Source organism: Microbacterium sp. J1-1 (assembly GCF_024498615.1).
In the GTDB taxonomy this organism is placed as follows: domain Bacteria; phylum Actinomycetota; class Actinomycetes; order Actinomycetales; family Microbacteriaceae; genus Microbacterium; species Microbacterium aurugineum.
Genome location: NZ_CP089590.1, coordinates 2,862,528 through 2,879,487 on the forward strand (window position 1 = coordinate 2,862,528; position 16,960 = coordinate 2,879,487).

The 16,960-nt window shown below is 65.3% G+C and carries 24 protein-coding genes; 17 read left to right on the top strand and 7 right to left on the bottom strand.

What is annotated here, in order from left to right; genetic code table 11:
* Positions 1-72 precede the first annotated feature (72 nt).
* The 5 genes from LRQ07_RS13870 to LRQ07_RS13890 all read right to left on the bottom strand — a co-directional run bounded on the left by LRQ07_RS13870 (position 73) and on the right by LRQ07_RS13890 (position 4,919).
* On the bottom strand, positions 73-726 hold the full coding sequence (locus LRQ07_RS13870) for an HAAS signaling domain-containing protein (RefSeq protein ID WP_256534932.1): 654 nt from the start codon (positions 724-726) through the stop codon (positions 73-75).
* 2 nt (positions 727-728) lie between these two features.
* Complete coding sequence (locus LRQ07_RS13875; RefSeq protein ID WP_256534933.1) at positions 729-1,055, bottom strand: PadR family transcriptional regulator; 327 nt, start codon at positions 1,053-1,055, stop codon at positions 729-731.
* 67 nt (positions 1,056-1,122) lie between these two features.
* Entirely contained in the window at positions 1,123-2,031 is a 909-nt protein-coding gene (locus LRQ07_RS13880) for a sugar ABC transporter permease (RefSeq protein ID WP_131492372.1), read from the bottom strand.
* A 1-nt stretch (position 2,032) separates the two neighbouring features.
* Positions 2,033-3,637, bottom strand: a complete 1,605-nt coding sequence (locus LRQ07_RS13885; RefSeq protein ID WP_256534934.1) for an ABC transporter permease subunit — start codon at positions 3,635-3,637, stop codon at positions 2,033-2,035.
* A gap of 73 nt (positions 3,638-3,710) precedes the next feature.
* Positions 3,711-4,919 carry a maltose ABC transporter substrate-binding protein gene (locus LRQ07_RS13890; RefSeq protein WP_256534935.1) on the bottom strand — a complete coding sequence of 403 codons (1,209 nt, stop codon included), beginning with the start codon at positions 4,917-4,919 and terminating at the stop codon, positions 3,711-3,713.
* Positions 4,920-5,119: 200 nt separating this feature from the next.
* Between LRQ07_RS13890 and LRQ07_RS13895 the strand changes: the two genes are divergently transcribed.
* The gene (locus LRQ07_RS13895; RefSeq protein ID WP_256534936.1) at positions 5,120-5,764 is read left to right on the top strand and encodes a hypothetical protein; all 645 of its coding nucleotides are present in this window, start codon (positions 5,120-5,122) and stop codon (positions 5,762-5,764) included.
* Between the two features lie 9 nt (positions 5,765-5,773).
* Entirely contained in the window at positions 5,774-6,265 is a 492-nt protein-coding gene (locus LRQ07_RS13900; protein ID WP_047524120.1) for a YajQ family cyclic di-GMP-binding protein, read from the top strand.
* Positions 6,266-6,288: 23 nt separating this feature from the next.
* Here the strand turns inward: LRQ07_RS13900 and LRQ07_RS13905 are convergent, their stop codons facing one another.
* Both LRQ07_RS13905 and LRQ07_RS13910 read right to left on the bottom strand, forming a co-directional pair.
* On the bottom strand, positions 6,289-7,374 hold the full coding sequence (locus LRQ07_RS13905) for a tyrosine-type recombinase/integrase (RefSeq protein ID WP_256534937.1): 1,086 nt from the start codon (positions 7,372-7,374) through the stop codon (positions 6,289-6,291).
* On the bottom strand, positions 7,371-7,907 hold the full coding sequence (locus LRQ07_RS13910) for a helix-turn-helix transcriptional regulator (protein ID WP_256534938.1): 537 nt from the start codon (positions 7,905-7,907) through the stop codon (positions 7,371-7,373). The genes LRQ07_RS13905 and LRQ07_RS13910 overlap by 4 nt, the downstream gene beginning before the upstream one ends.
* A 100-nt stretch (positions 7,908-8,007) precedes the next feature.
* On the opposite strand from LRQ07_RS13910, the gene LRQ07_RS13915 reads away from it, so the two are divergent.
* From LRQ07_RS13915 to LRQ07_RS13985, 15 genes are all read left to right on the top strand, one after another.
* A complete protein-coding gene (locus LRQ07_RS13915; RefSeq protein WP_256534939.1) occupies positions 8,008-8,211 on the top strand; it encodes a helix-turn-helix domain-containing protein in 204 nt (67 codons plus the stop codon).
* Positions 8,211-9,062: a hypothetical protein gene (locus tag LRQ07_RS13920; protein ID WP_256534940.1), complete on the top strand. Its 852-nt coding sequence runs from the start codon at positions 8,211-8,213 to the stop codon at positions 9,060-9,062. Before LRQ07_RS13915 ends, LRQ07_RS13920 begins: the two co-directional genes overlap by 1 nt.
* Positions 9,059-9,304 (top strand): hypothetical protein, encoded by a 246-nt coding sequence (locus LRQ07_RS13925; protein WP_256534941.1) that lies wholly within the window; start codon positions 9,059-9,061, stop codon positions 9,302-9,304. Before LRQ07_RS13920 ends, LRQ07_RS13925 begins: the two co-directional genes overlap by 4 nt.
* Positions 9,301-9,645 carry a hypothetical protein gene (locus LRQ07_RS13930; RefSeq protein ID WP_256534942.1) on the top strand — a complete coding sequence of 115 codons (345 nt, stop codon included), beginning with the start codon at positions 9,301-9,303 and terminating at the stop codon, positions 9,643-9,645. The genes LRQ07_RS13925 and LRQ07_RS13930 overlap by 4 nt, the downstream gene beginning before the upstream one ends.
* On the top strand, positions 9,645-9,845 hold the full coding sequence (locus tag LRQ07_RS13935; protein ID WP_256534943.1) for a hypothetical protein: 201 nt from the start codon (positions 9,645-9,647) through the stop codon (positions 9,843-9,845). Before LRQ07_RS13930 ends, LRQ07_RS13935 begins: the two co-directional genes overlap by 1 nt.
* On the top strand, positions 9,842-10,165 hold the full coding sequence (locus tag LRQ07_RS13940; RefSeq protein ID WP_256534944.1) for a hypothetical protein: 324 nt from the start codon (positions 9,842-9,844) through the stop codon (positions 10,163-10,165). Before LRQ07_RS13935 ends, LRQ07_RS13940 begins: the two co-directional genes overlap by 4 nt.
* 46 nt (positions 10,166-10,211) lie before the next feature.
* A complete protein-coding gene (locus tag LRQ07_RS13945; RefSeq protein WP_256534945.1) occupies positions 10,212-10,661 on the top strand; it encodes a hypothetical protein in 450 nt (149 codons plus the stop codon).
* Positions 10,662-10,764: 103 nt separating this feature from the next.
* Positions 10,765-10,962 carry a hypothetical protein gene (locus LRQ07_RS13950; RefSeq protein ID WP_256534946.1) on the top strand — a complete coding sequence of 66 codons (198 nt, stop codon included), beginning with the start codon at positions 10,765-10,767 and terminating at the stop codon, positions 10,960-10,962.
* The gene (locus tag LRQ07_RS13955; RefSeq protein WP_256534947.1) at positions 10,959-11,258 is read left to right on the top strand and encodes a hypothetical protein; all 300 of its coding nucleotides are present in this window, start codon (positions 10,959-10,961) and stop codon (positions 11,256-11,258) included. Before LRQ07_RS13950 ends, LRQ07_RS13955 begins: the two co-directional genes overlap by 4 nt.
* The gene (locus tag LRQ07_RS13960; protein ID WP_256534948.1) at positions 11,249-12,931 is read left to right on the top strand and encodes a hypothetical protein; all 1,683 of its coding nucleotides are present in this window, start codon (positions 11,249-11,251) and stop codon (positions 12,929-12,931) included. The genes LRQ07_RS13955 and LRQ07_RS13960 overlap by 10 nt, the downstream gene beginning before the upstream one ends.
* 51 nt (positions 12,932-12,982) lie before the next feature.
* A complete protein-coding gene (locus tag LRQ07_RS13965; protein ID WP_256534949.1) occupies positions 12,983-14,032 on the top strand; it encodes a hypothetical protein in 1,050 nt (349 codons plus the stop codon).
* Between the two features lies 1 nt (position 14,033).
* Positions 14,034-15,743, top strand: coding sequence for a hypothetical protein (locus tag LRQ07_RS13970; protein ID WP_256534950.1), 1,710 nt, complete (start codon positions 14,034-14,036; stop codon positions 15,741-15,743).
* Position 15,744: 1 nt separating this feature from the next.
* Positions 15,745-16,161 (top strand): hypothetical protein, encoded by a 417-nt coding sequence (locus tag LRQ07_RS13975; RefSeq protein WP_256534951.1) that lies wholly within the window; start codon positions 15,745-15,747, stop codon positions 16,159-16,161.
* Positions 16,151-16,549 (top strand): hypothetical protein, encoded by a 399-nt coding sequence (locus tag LRQ07_RS13980; RefSeq protein WP_256534952.1) that lies wholly within the window; start codon positions 16,151-16,153, stop codon positions 16,547-16,549. The genes LRQ07_RS13975 and LRQ07_RS13980 overlap by 11 nt, the downstream gene beginning before the upstream one ends.
* 2 nt (positions 16,550-16,551) lie before the next feature.
* Complete coding sequence (locus LRQ07_RS13985; RefSeq protein WP_256534953.1) at positions 16,552-16,959, top strand: hypothetical protein; 408 nt, start codon at positions 16,552-16,554, stop codon at positions 16,957-16,959.
* Position 16,960: the final 1 nt, after the last annotated feature.

The window sequence follows — 16,960 nt, forward strand, 5'->3', positions numbered from 1 at the left end:
GCCCCACGCTACGACGGGCAGGGCGAACTCGCGCGCCGCAACGCCGAGCGATGGCGCGGTCGCTGCACGGTCTCACGCGGCGGTGCGCCCCCGCAGCCTCCAGAGCAGCCAGAGGCCCGATGCGGGGATGAGGAGGAAGCCGAAGAGGAGCAGGAGGTGCCAGATGCTGAGACTCGGCACCAGCGGATTGTTCGTGACGTCGTCCGGCCCCGGACCGGACCCGGAGGAGCTTCCCGAAGAGGCGAACTCCACGAAGCTCATGAACTGCAGGAGCAGCAGCGACAGGGCGCCGAAGACGAACGGCACGACGATCGCGACGACCTTCTCCCACGTCTTCCACAGGGCGCTCAGCGAGACGAGCACCGCTCCGACGAACCACCCGAGTACCGGAACGACGAATCCGCCGAAACTCAACGTCAGTGCCGCCGTGATCGCGAACCCTCGCGTCGACGTCGATGGGCGGCGCGGCGCCGGCGGGGCGGAGACCGGGGCGGCGACCACGATCCTCGGGCTGTCCGGGACCTCGTCCTGGGCCTCGCGCGCGATCGCGGCCGGATCCCCCAGCCGCGCGATCCGTGCGGCCATCGCTTCGGCGTCGAGCCCCTCAAGCTCTTCGACGATGCCGCCGCGGATGTCGGAGGCGACGCCGTGCGGGAGGTCTCGCATGGCCTCATCGAGCCGCGCGAGGTAGTCGTCGCGCAGTGCGTGTGCGTCTGTCTGTGTCATGGTCATCCCTCTCCGACGATGCCCGTGACGACACGGGCGAACGGTGTCCATTGGGCGCGGAAGCGCTCGAGCTGCTGCACACCCGCCTCCGTGAGCCGGTAGTACTTGCGCACCGGACCGCTCTCGGACGGCTGGTCGAACGTGCTGACCCAGTCGGCGTCGCGCAGCCGCCCCAGAAGCGGATACAGCGTGCCGATGCTGGCGATCAGTCCGGCGCGTGTGAGTGCGTCCGCCAGCTGCCAGCCGTACATCGGCTCGCGCGCGAGCAGGCCGAGCACGCAGTACTCGACGACCCCCTTGCGCATCTGGGCACCGACGTCAGCTGTCATGCATCACAAGATAGCATGCGACACAAGCTACCGCGACCGGCGGATACGCGAGGCGGGCCGAAGGAGGTCAGCCCTTGGTCGCGCCCGCCGTCAGTCCGCCGACGATGTACTTCTGCAGGAACAGGAACAGGATCATCACCGGGATCGCCGCCATCACGGCACCGGCGGAGAACGCCGACCAATCCGCGTAGCGCGGGTTGGCCACGAGCTTGGTGAGCCCGACGACCAGGGTCTGCTGGTCGACGTCGACGAGCATCACACTCGCGATCACGTATTCGTTGACGGTGCCGATGAAGGACAGCAGCCCGACGACGGCGAGGATCGGCGCGACCAGGCGCAGGATGATCGTGAAGAAGATCCGGGCATGTCCGGCGCCGTCGATGCGGGCGGCCTCGTCGATCTCCTTGGGGATCGTATTGAAGAAGCCGTACATCAGATACGTGTTCACGCCGAGCGCGCCCCCGAGGTACACCAGGATGAGTCCCGTGTGGGTGTTGAGCCCGATCGCCGGGAACCAGTCCCCCAGCGTCGACATGAGCAGGAAGATCGCGACGACGGCGAGCAGCTGCGGGAACATCTGCACCACGACGATCGTGACGAGTCCGACGCGGCGCCCGGCGAATCGCATGCGGGAGAACGCATATGCGGCGCACGCGCCGATGAAGACCGTGACGGCGCCCGTCACGACCGCGATGAGCAAGGTGTTCAGGAACCAGGTGCCGTAGGGGTTCTGCGGATCACTCAGGATGCGCACGTAGCTGTCGATCCCGATCGCCGAGAACAGCTGATTCGATCCGGTGAGCGTCCCCTTCGGGTTCAGCGAGGCCGACACGACGTACAGGAGGGGGAACAGGGCGAACACGCTGACGACGATCGCGACGAGGTGGCGCCACCCGGTGTCGGCGAACCAGGCGCCGAGAGTGCGTCGGCGCGCGGCGGGGGCGTGTGCGTCGGTGGCGGGACTGGCGGTGCTCATGTCAGTTCAGCTCCTCGAGGGCCTTGGTCTTGCGGAAGCTGATGATCGAGATGGTCGCGACCACGATGAAGATCAGGATGGTGAAGGCGGAGGCGAGGCCGTAGTCGCGCGTCTGCCCGGTGAAGGCCACCTTGTACACCATCGAGATCAGGATGTCGGTGTGTCCCACGGGGATCGACACGTCACTGAATCGCGGCCCGCCCTTGGTGAGCATGTAGATCAGGTTGAAGTTGTTGAAGTTGAACGCGAAGGACGAGATCAGCAACGGCGCGACCGTGACGAGCAGCAGGGGGAGCTTGATGCGCCGGAACACCTGCCAGGGGTTCGCGCCGTCCATGACGGCCGCCTCGTTCACATCCTCCGGGATGCCCTGGAGGGCACCCATGCACACCAGGAACATGTACGGGAAGCCGAGCCACAGGTTGACCAGCAGGACCGACACCTTCGCGAGCGTCGGATCCGTCAGCCACGGGATCGCCGCACCTCCGAAGAGGACCTGGTTGATGAACCCGAAGCTCTCGTTCATCATCCCGGCCCAGACGAGTGCGGAGAGGAAGGCGGGGAACGCGTACGGCAGGATCAGGATGATCCGGTATCCGTTGCGGAAGCGCATCCGGGTGTTGTTGAACACCAGCGCGAGCAGGAGCCCGAGGAAGAACGTCGACGCGACCGAGATCACCGCGAACGCGAACGTCCACAGGGTGACCGAGATCAGCGGCCCACGGATCGAGGAGTCGGTGACGGCACGGACGAAGTTGTCGAAGCCGACGGTCGTCTGCCACCCGGGCAGCAGCTGCTCCCCGTCCGCCGCGGTGAAGGCTCCGTCACCCTCGTCGGAGTAGACGGTGCCGGTGGTGGTGTCCGTGATCGTGTCGGCAGCCGCGTCGTACTCGAGCGTCGAGACGTACAGATACCCCTTCTGGCCGTCCGGAGCCCGCAGGCTGCCGTCGTTGGGGTCATCGCTGAACGGGACCGAGAGCTGCTCGAGCTCTTCCGAAAGCGTGAAGACGGTCGCGAGCGGGAGCGTCGTCCAGCCGTCAACCGCGACGGCCTGACCGCCCGCGAACTCGGCGTCGACCTCTTCGAGCGGCTGCTCGGATGTGCCGAGGAGGGCGTCGCCGGACTCCGGGTCCGTCACGAGGAACCCGTACGTCCCGAACTGCTCGACGACGGTGACGGGGTAGGTGGGCGAGTCCTCGACCCGCTCCTGTGCCGAGGCGAGGAGCGAGGAGATCGCCTGCTCCTTGGTGCCGTTGTGGCCGGTGCCGTAGTTGGTGAAGCCGATGTACCCGGTGTAGAGGAGCGTGAACACCTGGAACACGACCAGGAAGATGATGCCGGGGGTGAGGTACTTCGCTGCGATGCGCTTGCGCGAGAAGTAGATGTAGTTGACGAGGACGGCGACCGCGACGACGATGCCGAGGATCAGCCACTCCCGGTTCGCGAAGAGCACGAACGCGGCGTAGAGGGCGATCGCGTCGACCACCGCCAGCAGGAGGATCTTCAGCAGCATCCAGCCGATCGGTCCGGATGCGGCCTCCGCGATCTTCGCGGCCTGGCGCTGACGTCGGGTCGGAGGAGCCGTGCGCTCGTCGGTGTCTGTCATGTCGTCCTCGTCATGATCCTGCCGGGGCGGGCGGTGGTCGCCGTCCGCCCCGGCAGGGCCCGTGTGATGGCTGTTACTTGATCGCTGCGGTGACGTCGTCGACGAGCTTCTGCCACGTCGTCGTCGGGTCCGCACCGTTGATGATCGCCGCCTCGGCGACACCCCAGAACTGCCAGACCGAGCCCATGGCCGGGATGGCCGGCATCGGGACGGCGTCGGCACCGACGGCCTGGAAGCCGGCGATGATCGGGTCGGATGCCGCCGTGTCGGCGGCCGCAGTGAGCGCGGGCAGAACGTTGCCGGCCTTGAACAGCTCGAGCTGGACGTCTTCCGTGCCGAGGTAGTTGACCAGGAAGTCGTTCGCCGCGACCTTGTTCTTGGACTCGGAGCTCACGAAGAAGCCCTTGACGCCGGCGAACGGCGATGCGGTCTCACCGGTCGGGCTCGGGATCGGGTCGATCGCGACGTTGATGCCGGCGTCGGTGGCCGCCCCCACGTTCCAAGGACCGGTCAGCCAGAAGGCCGCGGTGCCGTCGAGGAACTGCTGCTTGGCGATCTCACCGTCGATGTCGGTGTTCAGCACGCCGGCCGCGCCCTGCACGCCGAGCCAGTCGGCGAAGGCGAAACCGCCCTCGCTGCCGAGCTGCAGGTCGGTGGCGTCGTAGCTGCCCGTGTCATCCGTGCCGAAGACCGGGGCGCCGAACGCCGTCTGGAAGGGGTACAGGTGGTAGGGGTTGCCCTCGGCGCCCTGCTCCACGACGAACGTGCCCTGGGCGATCATGTCGTCGAAGCTGGCCGGGGCGGTCGGGACCAGGTCGGCGTTGCGCAGCACGGCGATGTTCTCGACGGCGTAGGGAAGCATGTAGACGGTGCCGTCATACGTCGCGGCCTGCAGCGCGACCGGGAGGTAGTCCCCCGCGCTGTCGCCGAGCTCGATCGGAGCGACGACGCCGTTCGTCGACAGCTCCCCGAGCCAGTCGTGCGCGCCCATGACCACATCGGGTCCCTTGCCGGTCGGCACCTGCTGGATGAAGTCGTCCTTCATGTCGTCGACGGACTTGCCCAACAGCTCCACCGTGACCCCGGTCTTGTCCTCGTATGCGTCCGCGGCCCCCTTCAGGGCGTCGACGCGCTCGGCATCGACCCAGACGACGAGCGTGCCGCTGTCCTCGGAGCCGGAGTTGTCATCGCCGCTGGTCCCCGTGGAGCAGCCGGCGAGCGTCAGAGTCGAAACGATGGCGATCGCGCCCGCGGCGGCGATGCCCCTCTTGTTCACCTTCATTGGTGTGTGCCTCTCTCAGTGCTGGGTGGCCTGCACAGACTGCAAGCGCTTACAGTATGCATCGAAGCAAGGGCGATTTGCAACGAAGAGAGCGGGTGATATCAACCTGTGACCGGGGCGAACTCGCAGTATCGGAGTGAAAACGCTTCCACGACGGCAGAAAATTGGGAGGTAGCGGCACGACGCGTTACCGTCGAGAGATGCGGAAAATCCGACGCTCGTGGCTGCTCGGCGGTATCGGACTGATCTCGTGCGGCATCGTCGGCATCGCGCGGAGTTCCGTCTTGGGCGCTCCCGGAGCGGACGTCATCCTCGCGCTCCTCAGCGACCTCCTCTGGGCCGGCGCGATCCTCCTCCTGTCCATCGGCCTGAGTCGTGAAGCGAGCGTCGTCGCACGAAGACCCTTGGGACTGACCGCCTCCGCGGTCGTCGCCCTCTGGCCCGTGACGGCCACAGTCCTCGGCCCGCTCGTCCTCCCCCAGGAGCCGACGGCGACGGGAGCATGGCAGACCTGGGCGTATCTGTCGGTGCTGATCCCGCTCATCTCCGGGGTGATCGCCGCGATGCAGGTGGCCCGCGCGCGTACGGTGCCCGCGCCCTGGAACGGGGCTCCGCTCTGGGCGCTCGGCGTTCAGACGATCGTCTGGGTGGTTCCGCAGGCCGTCGGCGCGAGCTCCCCGCGCGCGCTCATCGAGATGGCCGCCGTTCTTCCCGTGCTCGGACTCCTCGGCTTCTTGTCCACCACTCTCGGGCTCGGCATCGTGGCGGTGACGCTCGCCGGCCACCGTCGGGTCAACACCGTGCCTGTGTTCGAATCATCGGGTCCCGACACACCCGTTGCCTAGAATTGCAGAATGGCAAACGACTCTAGCTTTGACATCGTCTCGAAAGTGGATCACCAGGAGGCTGAGAACGCCGTGAACCAGGCCCGCAAGGAGGTCGAGCAGCGCTACGACTTCAAGGGCACCGGGGCGTCGATCGCCTGGAGCGGCGAGCAGATCCTGATCACCGCGAACACCGAGGAGCGGGCGAAGGCCGTGCTCGACGTGTTCCAGTCCAAGCTCATCAAGCGCGGCATCTCCCTGAAGAGCCTCGAGTCGGGCGACCCCTTCGCCAGCGGCAAGGAGTTCCGCATCGTATCGACGCTCAAGGACGGCATCTCCTCGGAGAACGCGAAGAAGATCGGCAAGATCATCCGCGACGAGGGCCCCAAGGGCGTCAAAAGCCAGATCCAGGGCGACGAGCTGCGCGTCCAGTCGAAGAGCCGCGACGACCTCCAGGAGGTCATCGCGCTCCTCAAGGGGGCCGATCTCGACCTCGATCTGCAGTTCATCAACTACCGGTAAGCACCCCGTCTGACCAGGGGTTTCTAGGCGGGAGTCCGCGAGGAGTCCGCAGAACCTAGAACAGCACCCATAAATGTGGCCGTCGCGGAGCGCGTCTTGTCCTCCGCCGACGGCCACAAGTGGCTGTATACGTTGAGCGTGATCGACGGCTGAGAGTGCCCCAGCGCGCGTTGCACAGTCACGACGTCACAGCCGGACGCGATCAGGTTCGAGGCGAACGTGTGGCGCAGGTTGTGGAGAGTCACATCGTCACCGAGCCCTGCCGACTTTCGGATGCGCCGCCACTCCTCTCCTGCACTGTTCCGGTTGTACAGGTGCCCCAGCGGCGTTCGAAATAGGAACGGCTCAGGTGTGTCATTTGACACACCTGCCAACATCTCGATGAGCTGAGCCGGCACGAAGATCTCACGCTCGGATCCAGCCTTCGGCGGGGTGATCTTGGTGGTCGGAATCGACGTGCCTTGCACCTGGCGTCGCACCGAGATGTTGTTGCGATCTCGGTCCACATCGCCAACCTGCAGACCAGCCGCCTCACCGAGACGGAGCCCAGCGAACACGCACACCGCGACGAACGGCCGGAACTCCCCCGCCGCCTCGAGCGCGGCGTTGACCTGCTCCGCGGTGAGGATCTTCATCGTCGCTTCACGTTTGCGGATCCGTGGAGTCTTCACCCGAGCTGCCGGGTTGCGAGAGATCACCTGGTTGTCGACCGCGGCGCGGAACGCCATCTGCACATAGTTCAAGCGGGTGCGGATCGTGGAGGCCGCCAGGCCGCGCTCAGACTCCTTCGTGACCCACGTCTGCACATCGCCGTGCTTCACATCACGGATAGCCGTCAGCCGCCACGGGACGGACTCCACGGCCGTCGTCGCCGCTGTCGCCGTTCCGTCCGCCCAGACCTGCATCCCGATCCAGCGAGACACCCACTCATCCCACGTAATGCGGCCGGCGCCAGGATCCGCCCACTGGCCAGTGACCATCGCGGCCGTCTGTTCGTCAAGCCACTTCTGAGCCGCACGCTTCGTCTTCTCGTGCTTGGAGTGCTCCTTGCCATTCTGATCGCGATAGCGCGCCCGCCACGCGCCATTGGGACGTTGCTTGACGCTCATGGCGCGGAAAGCCTCGTCACGTCCTCGTCGATCGCTCGGAGGAACTTCGAGACGTACTTGCCCTTCTCCGCTTCATAACGCTCGATGTAGTCGCGCAATCGCGGGCTTATCGGAACATCCATCGTGAGCCGAGCCGGCGTTCTACCGGACGGCATGTCTTCGATGAGTTCCTCGTATGCACCCAGGCTGTCGGACCTATCCGCCTCAATCGCAAGATGCAGCAGAGCGTCTAGGTATGCGGTCATCGAATCCCGGTACCGCTGTTGTGCGGACGAGACGTCGCCGAAGGCGGCGCGCAGCCTATCGCCGGCACCAACGATGCTCGACACGGGCGCGTCGAGCGCGTCCGCGATGGCAAATAGTTGCAGGACGCTGAGATCGGCCTTGCGGCCATTCTCAAGATTCGCGATCACCGAGCGCGTGATGCCCATGCCCACGCGATCTGCGAGTTCCGCTGCACTCAGGCCCGCCTTGCCCCGGTAGTAGGCGATGCGGCGCCCCATCGCGAGGACTCGATCAGTGTTCTGGGTCATGGTGTTACACAGTACAGGGAATCTGTGTTACTTTTGTCGCCCAACGGGCATCTACACAAAAGTTCTACCTTGTGTAATCAAACGAACGGAGAACACCAAAATGTCGATCACTGCCCCGCAGGCCGTCGCAATCAGCCTGCTCACAGTCGACGAAGTTGCCGAGCGCCTTCGTCGCACACCGACGTCCGTCCGACACCTGATCGCGAGCGAGCAGCTCAAGTCAGGTCGCGTCGGTGGACGTCGCATGGTCCGCGAGTCGGACCTGAACGAGTTCATCAACGCCGCCTTCGCGGAGGCGTCGTGATGTCCACTCCCAAAGAAAAAGCCGCCGTCCTGCTGGAACAGGGCGACGGCACGATCCCGAAGGAATCAGTTGATATGTCCACGACAGTACCACCCGCCACCGGCTCGCTTCCTGTGAAACAGCGGACAACGATCGCGAGGCGACGGAGCAACTACACCGCCGAGGAGCGAGCATTCGCACGCACCGAGGGTCTCCACAGTATGGATACCCGATACCTGCTGACCGTCGACCCTCGCAGCGAAAGCTTCACCACGCCTGATGGCGACAGCTTTCGCAGTGCGGGCCACCTCTGGATTCGGACCTGCCGCGACGGCGTACGCAGATTCACCGCCTACATGAACGACGAATCCACCAACCACGACTTCCAGTACCTCGACGAGGTCATTCTCGACGCCAGGAACGGCCGAATGGACGGATGGGAGAGGCACGTCTTCCGCGACGGCGACGAAGGCTGGCGGTACGACTACCCCAACTATCAGATCGACCGCCTGACCGACTTCAAGCCGGCCCACGTGATCATCACTCACGGATCCACCGCCAAGAAGCTCGTCGGCTACGGCGAGGCGTGGGGTTACCCCTGCGAAGAAGCGCGGTGCCGCGAGGCCTTCCACGAAGCCCAAGAGGTCAATCACACCCTCGACACGCTCGACAAGCAACTGACCAAGCGATCGAGCTACGAGATCGAGATCTGCAAGGACATCAGCCAGCCCGACAGCGAGTGGTACGTCAATTTCTGGACTTCGCCCGACATGACCGAGCTGACTCCCGAGCAGATCGCCACGCTCGCCAACGACCTGCAGTGGATGGGCCTCGAATGCGCCACCACCAACGCCAAGGAGAAGAGCGCATGACCATGATGACGATGACGAAGAACACGACCATCTCCTGCAGTCGGTGTCGGCGCAAGACGAAGTTCAAGCGCTCCACCGGCTGGAACGCGGCGTTCATCCAGGGCGCAGTCGCGGGCTTCATCTGCCCGACCTGCCAGACCCCCGAGGAGAACGCCGAGGCCGAGATCAACGAGGCCACCCTCACCTACAAGATCGACGCATTCGGTCGCACCATCGCCACCACCAAGGGAGCATCAGCATGACCGCCGAGATCGTCACCGTGAGCGGCGTGTGGAAGGACGGCATGTCGGCGCAGGAGTACATCGCCCAGCACGTCACCCGCACGACGGACCCCGCCGCCGTCGCCGCGCACATCGTCAACCGCGGTGAAGACCTGCCGTGGGAAGGCGATCCAGTCGCGCACCCCAAGATCGTCATCCTCGACGCCGACGAAGAACCGATGTGGTGGCTCGACCCCGCACAGGCGCTCGCTGTCGCCGACCGCATCCGCGAACGCGTGCAGGAGATCTTCGACGGGCGTCCGCTCGGACGTGAGCTCCGACGCCGAGAATCCGTCGATGAGCGGTTCCGGGAGATGGAGTGATGAAGGACCCGACAGCGAACGCCGCCGCGCGCAACGTGACAGGGCAGGAGCGCGCCGCCGTCATCCGGTTCAACGAAGACGGCCAGCCCGCTCGACTCTGGCTCGACCGAGCCACCTTCACCAAGCTCGCCTCCCTCGTCGTCATCCTCACCGACGACGAGGGCGAACGACACATCCGATTCCGCGAGGACAAGAAATGACGATCAACACCTACAACGCCGACAAGAGATACGAGATGATGGCCGCGATCCTGCCGGACCCGAAGACCGAGAACCTGCCCGACGCCGAGTCGATCCTGGCCGACCTGCAGAAGATCATCGAGCTCTGCTACATCTACACGACCGACGCGGGCACGGCGAAGGAACTCGACGCTTCCGACCTCGCCGAGGCGATCATCACCTACCTCTTCACCGAGTGGGCATGGAAGGCGCCCGACCTCGAGGCCGCGGCCCGCGCGCACTGGGGCTACCCGACGCAGGAGGTCGAGTACCGCCTCGGGACCGATGGGGCCAGTGACTGACGGTCGCATCCCCGGGAAGTGGATCAACGAGCCTCGCTTCGCGGAGATGAACGTGAGCACCTGGTGCATCCTCACCAAGGCGATCACCTGGTGCAACGAGGCCGGCACGGATGGGCTGATCAAGCGACGCTATCTCGGCCTGTTCCACCCAGAAGGACTCATCCCGTCCGCGTACGCAGAACTCGTCGAGATGGGCATCTGGGCCATCGTTGACGGCGGATATCAGTTCGTCGACTGGGCCAAGCCTTCCTACCAAGGGGGGCTTGGCCAGTCGACGGCGGAAGCGGTGAAGACCGGCAAGGCGAACGCCGCCGCCCGAGCTCGCAACTACCGCGCGAGGAAGGAAGCAGCACCCGTCACGCGTGACGCAACGGGTGATATCACGGGTGACGTAGGACAGGACAGGACAGGACAGGCTCTATACGCAAGTGGTTCTCAAACAGCAACTTGGGAAACAGCAACACCGGGCCAACCCCATCTCAAGGTCGTGAGCTGAGATGACTGTCCAGGTAGAGCGTCCGTACGACGGGGGTAGCGCTGTCTGGTCGTGCACGACATGTGAGGGCGGTGGGTGGTGCTCCGATCACACCACCGCCCTCATGGAGGCACGCACGCACGCACAGGGCCACAAGGACAAGGTCACCATCGTCGGGGCACGACGAGGACCACGCCCGAACCTTGAGCGCGACGAGAAGATCCGCACCATGCGCACCAACGGCTCCACTATCCGCACGATCGCGACCACGGTCGGCATCAGTGCAGCAGGAGTGATGAAGGCGTTGAGGAGGACAGCGTGACCGAGAAGCACCGCGACCCCGAATGGCGCAAAACCTGCCGCATCATCCGTGCACAGGTCCGCCAAGCATGGGCCCGAGGCGAAGACGTCGCGTGCTGGCGCCACGGCCACATCATCCCCGAGGGTGCACCCTACGACGTCGGACACATCACCCTCCACGGCGGCAACGGCATCGACAACGCCGCACCCGAATGCCGACACGGCAACCGCAGCCACGGCGGGAAGATCGGCGCCCGCATCACCAACACCCGCCGCCAGGCCAAGACCACAGGGATCGTGAAGCCATCATGGGCATGAGCCAGCCAAAGCCGACGACAAAGCGAACCGAAACCGAACTGGAAAGCGAATCGGTTTTTTCTGGGCCAAACGCGCGGCCCCCCGCCTCCGGCTCAACACGTGCCCCTCTCCCTTCCGTTTTGCCGACGATGGAGGATCTGAAGACCGAGGCGACGTGGCTCGAGTGGCGGTCGCTCATCCCTGCTCCTGCAGGCATCACGGAGATGGTGACGACGGAGGAGACTCGGCTTGAGTTCCTCGAGGGTGCACGGCTGCTGCGGATGGACAAGCGCCGTCGGTCGGATGGCGGCTTCGGTCCGTCTCCGATTCAGCTCGTGATCGCGGACGTCCTCAACGCCGGCCACAAGTTCAACGGGATCCTCGAGCCTCGACGCACGACCAAGACGACGGCGGTGCAGGCGGTGATCATGGGGCGCTGCAGTCTCCGTGACGACTACCTCGTGGGCTGGACGATGGCGAAGGCGGATGGTGGGCAGAAGACCGGCGAGCGATTCCGGAAGGACATCGTCTCGCACGTCGAACGGCTATACCCGGATAAGCCGACGCGGCCCTTCATTGTGAACACCGGCAAAGGCACTGAGCATATTCGCTGGCCGAATGGCTCCTACTTCAACGCCTATGCGCCCGGGAATGATGCTTTCACGTCGGGCGCGTACGACATCGCCTGGGTCGACGAGGGGCAGGATGCGACACCCGAGCTGACGGCCGACATGATGACGTCGATCCCCCCGACTCTCGATGGTCGGTACAGGCCGCAAATGATCGTGTCGGGCACCGCCCCTGAGTACCAGAAGGGGAACCTCCTGTGGCACGTGCTGACGATGGAGGGCGCCGGGGTGATCCGCCACGGCATCGACGAGGACACGGACCCCGAGGAGCTGGAGGCATGGGAGCCGGACGACGATCACCCGAAGGCGCGAGTGCGGGAACTCATCGAGCTCCACCACCCGGGCATCGGGTTCACCACTCCCCTGTCCGATGTGCGGGACAACTTCCATGCGATGAAGGCGACACCCGGTGCGTTCAACACCGAGTACCTGGGCATGCCGGGATCGGAGGGCTCGGCGTCTGCACTGATCAAGCAGCCCGATTGGACCGGATCTCGGAAGGATGCCACCGCCGCTGACGTGTCCCTGCCGCCTGTCGTCGCCCTCGCGATTGCGATCGACCCGGACGGGCGGTGGTGTTCGCTCGTCGCAGCGTGGAAGGGGCGTGGGCGCAAGCGACACATCGCTCTCCTGCATCATCAAGCGACAGTCGAGGGGTTCGCGAAGGAGGTCATGCGCACTGCCCGCAAGCTTCGCCGCCAGGTGATCTTCGACCCGGGACGCCCGACCGAGAACGTCGAGATCACCGCCATGACCGCGAACCGTCGCGACGTGCGCACCAAGGCGCTGACACGGTCGGAGATCCCCCGCGGCGCGGTGCTGTTCATGAAGACCTTGAAGGCCGGCAACCTCGTCACCTACAACGGCCAGCAGCCGCTCGACGATGCCGCCGAGATCGCGGTGAAGCGCGCGTTCGGGACGACAGGCTCATGGGCGTTCGGTCGCCCCGACGAGAAGAACCGACCCGAAGACGACATCACCCCGCTCGAAGCGGCGGCACGCGCGCTCTACGCACTCGACGACGAGAAAGGCGCAGCGAACACGCTCGGCATCGTCGCGGCTTAGCACTCTGCTACCTGTTCACGGTTTCCACTACGCATAACGCACAGTGGATGTATGGGAATCTTCAAGCGCAAGATCGCTGCCGCGTACGCGACGCGGCCGTCTGTGCCGAATACTCCCGTCTCCCCCTGGGGCGCGCAGGATTCCCTTCAGGTCGCGCTCAACTCGGAGCTCTTCGGCACCGACACCGGCGCGATCACGCGCGAGATCGCGATGCGCGTCCCGGGGCTGAAGCGTGCGGTGCAGATCCACGCTGACGTCGTCGGCGGGATGCCCCTCGTCCAGTACAAGGACGGCGTGAGGGTCGCACAGCAGCCGCGATGGTTGTCGAACTCGAACAGCGGCATCCCTCCGCTGATCCGCACCAAAGGCCTCGTGAAAGACCTCGCACTCGAAGGATGGGCGCTTCTCGGGTGCGAGGTCACCAACGGGGAGATCACCGACGCGATCCACATCCCGAAGGCCACTCACTGGCAGTTCGTGAACGGCGGGCAAGTCGAGTTCACGCAGCTCGTCGATCCCCGCTACCTCGGCAAGCTGATCCTCATCCCCCTCGGTGACAACGGCATCCTCATCGACGGCGTCGACACGATCCGTCAGGCCCGCGCCCTCGACATCGCACGCACAACCCGACTCGAGTCTCCCCCAGCCGGCACCGAGCTGCACATCACCGACCCTGCCTTCGATGGCATGTCGGCGAAGGAGCAGATGAAGGAAGTCAAGGCGTACGCGGAGCAGCGTCGCAAGACGTCCGTGTCCATGACGAAGTCGTACGTCGAAGTGAAGGAACACACCGGCGAGGCGATCGACCTGTTCGACTCCGCGACGAACAGTGTCCGTCTCGACATCGCCAACCATGCTAGCGTCCCCGCGTCCGCGATCGAGGGCGCGAAGACCAGCGGCGGCGGCGGCGACATGACCTACACGGGCAAGGGCGATGAGCGCTCAGAGCTCTATGACCTCGGCTCCCGCCAGTTCGCCGACGCCATCGCCGCCCGCCTTTCTCTCGACGATGTGTGCCCCGAGGGCGAGTACATCGCATTCGACAAGTCGGAGATGTTCGCCGTTCCGACACCCACGACACCGCCTGTCCTGGAGGACTGACATGGATCACATCATCATCGACGCCGGCACTCTCGAGTTCAACGAAGAGGACATGACCGCGACTGGTCTCCTCATCCCCTTCGGCGTACCCGCCCGCTCCAACCTCGGAACCTTCACCTTCGCCGCCGGCGATGTCGGGCTTCCGGAAGACCTCACGGGCATGTCTCTCAACCTCGAGCACAAGCGTGAGGACGTCGTCGGTGCCTTCACCAAGGTGTGGGAGCAGCCCGCAGAGGGTGTCATGGCGACGTTCAAGTACCGCAACACCCCCGAGGGGCGAGCAGCATTCGAGGAGGGCAAGAGCGGCAAGCGGAAGAACCTCTCCGCAGAGGTCGCGAAGGTCCGCGTCCAGGGCGGCAAGGCACTCCCCGGCTCCGTCTTGTTCGCCGCGGCTCAGGTCGAGAAGCCTGCGTTCGAGGGCGCAACGCTCCTCGCCGCCGAGGACACCGAGACGCCCGCCGAGCTGGACTCCACCCTCGGGCCCGACGAGGACGGGCATCTCTCCGTGCTTTCGACCGCCCTTCCCACCGACATCTCCGTCTCGACGCCCGAAGGCGACCAGGCGACATACACCCCCGAAGCCGCCCCGGCCGAGGACAACCCAGAAGGAGGGTCCACCGTGACCGCCAGCGCAACCGAGCCGGGGCAGACTCCGGCTCCCGTCACCGCCCCGGGCACTCTGCTCGCGGGCAACGCCACCCCGTCCGGTGAGGAGGTGGACCTCGGTACCGTGTTCGCATCGATCGCAACGGTCAAGGCGAGCCCGTCCGCCATGTCCGCCGACGCACAGACGCTCCTCGCAGCGCTCAGTGACATCAAGTACAACGCCACCGGTGGACTGACCACCGCCGCGTCCGGAGTCCTGCAGCCCGCATGGGTCGGCAAGCTCTGGCAGGGCAAGCGCTACCAGCGCAAGTACCTCGACCTGTTCACCCACCTCTACGGCGGCATTCAGCTCGGCGGTCGCAAGGGCTTCAAGCTCAACCAGGGCACGGCGCTCGTCACCCGATGGAACGGCAACAAGTCGGAGATCGGATCGGGCACCGCCTCCACGTCCGTCACCGGCTCGAGCATCCAGCCCTACGGCTACGCCGCCGACGTCGCCCGCGAGTGGTACGACCTCGAGGGCGGCGCTGAGGTCATCCAGGCGTTCTTCGAAGGTGTCGTGGACTCCTACGCGAAGATCACCGACGAGGACGCGCTCGCACAGGTCTTCGCTGCAGCGGCAGGAACCGACCTCGCCCGCCTCATCACACCCGGCACCTTCCCCTCCGTGGCCGGCCACGACTACCCGGAAGCGATGGGAATGGTCATCCAGGCGATCGAGGCCGTGTCCGACGCAGACGACGACGCTGCTTCCGTCGTGGTCAACCCGACCGCATGGAACCAGCTCCTCTTCACGCCGAAGGATCTCGTCCCGGAGTACGTCACCTTCGGCGTCACCGCCGGCACAGGTGAGGGCAACAGCGACGGCAAGGTGGTCATCAAGAAGGCCAAGGACGACTTCTTCCCCGGCCTCGACACGGCAGAGCCCGCAGTCCTCGGCGGCGCGAAGAACGCCATCGAGTTCCGTGAACAGGGTTCCACGCCCATCCAGGTCGACGCGCTCGACATCGCCAAGGGCGGCATCGACAAGGCCGTCATCGGCTACCTCGAGACGTTCCTGGTCCGCCCCGAGTCGCTCGTCCTCATCGGAACCGAAGCCGCCTGACATGCAGTGGTACAGCGCATCCGACCAGGCGTCTCTCGATCGCATTGAGGACGCCTGGTCGGATGCGCCTGTCGACAACCCGGAGCTCTGCGAAATGCTCCTCGATGTCGCACGCGGCGATGTCGTCTTCTACGCCGAAGCGGAAGACCCCAACGAGCAGATCACGGAACTCCTCACCCTGCTCGGATACTCCGATGAAGCGATCGCCGCTGCCCTCGCCGCACTGGGCGAAGACGTACCCGAGACCCCGCCACGGTACGTCTTCGCCCAGCTGCAGCAGGCCAAGAACCTGTACAACGCTGGCCGCATCGTCGGCAGCCAGGTCGGCGGCGACGGGTTCTCATTCGTACCCCGCCCGCTCTCCAAGGAGATCCAGAAGATCATCCGCCCACAGTCGGGGGTGGCACATGTTCTCTGACATCGCGGGCATCCGCACCGCTCTCAAGGAGCGCCTCGCCACCTCCCTTCCATACGGGTGGGAGATCTCCGAGTACCTGAAGCAGCCGCCCACCGAATACCGCTCGCCGCTGATCACCTTCGAATTCACCCGCCTCGACTCCGCCCCCGATGGGCGCGAGCTCGGCGCCGGCCAGGTCGGCGCAGCAATAGACCTCGTCCTCGGCTCTCCGAAGACCGCGGACGCCACGGGCGAAGACGACGTCGACCAGCTCGCGCTCACCCTCGTGCAGGTCATCGACGCCCAGTCAGACATGTACTGGTCTACCGCCGAGAAGCAGCGCCTCGAGACCGGTCAGTGGGTCTGGCGCATCCACACCATCGTCCTCACCGAATCCAAGGAGCAGTAGTCATGTCGAACATCACGAACAAGGCCTACATCGGCCAGGCGGGAACCATCGTCCTCAACGGGGACACACACTTCGGTGTGACCGCCTTCGGCCTCACCCCCACGACCCCGCGTGAGCAGGTCGTCGACATCTCCGGCGACGTGCAGGTCTTCACCGGGAAGCCGACGTGGCTCGCCAACGTCGCCTTCCACCAGGACCACATCACCGATGGCTCTCTGTCGCGGAAGTCGCCGGAGTGGGCTGGCACGGTCATTCCCTTCACGTACACGCCGCAGGACGGCGGCGAGGGCCGCGAGGGGAACCTCCGATGGGAGGATGTGCCCTTCGGTGGGGATACGGCCCGTCACAGCGTCTCGCAGGCTTTCGGTGTCGTCGGGCAGCCGACGATCATCACACCGGCCGAGGCCTGAT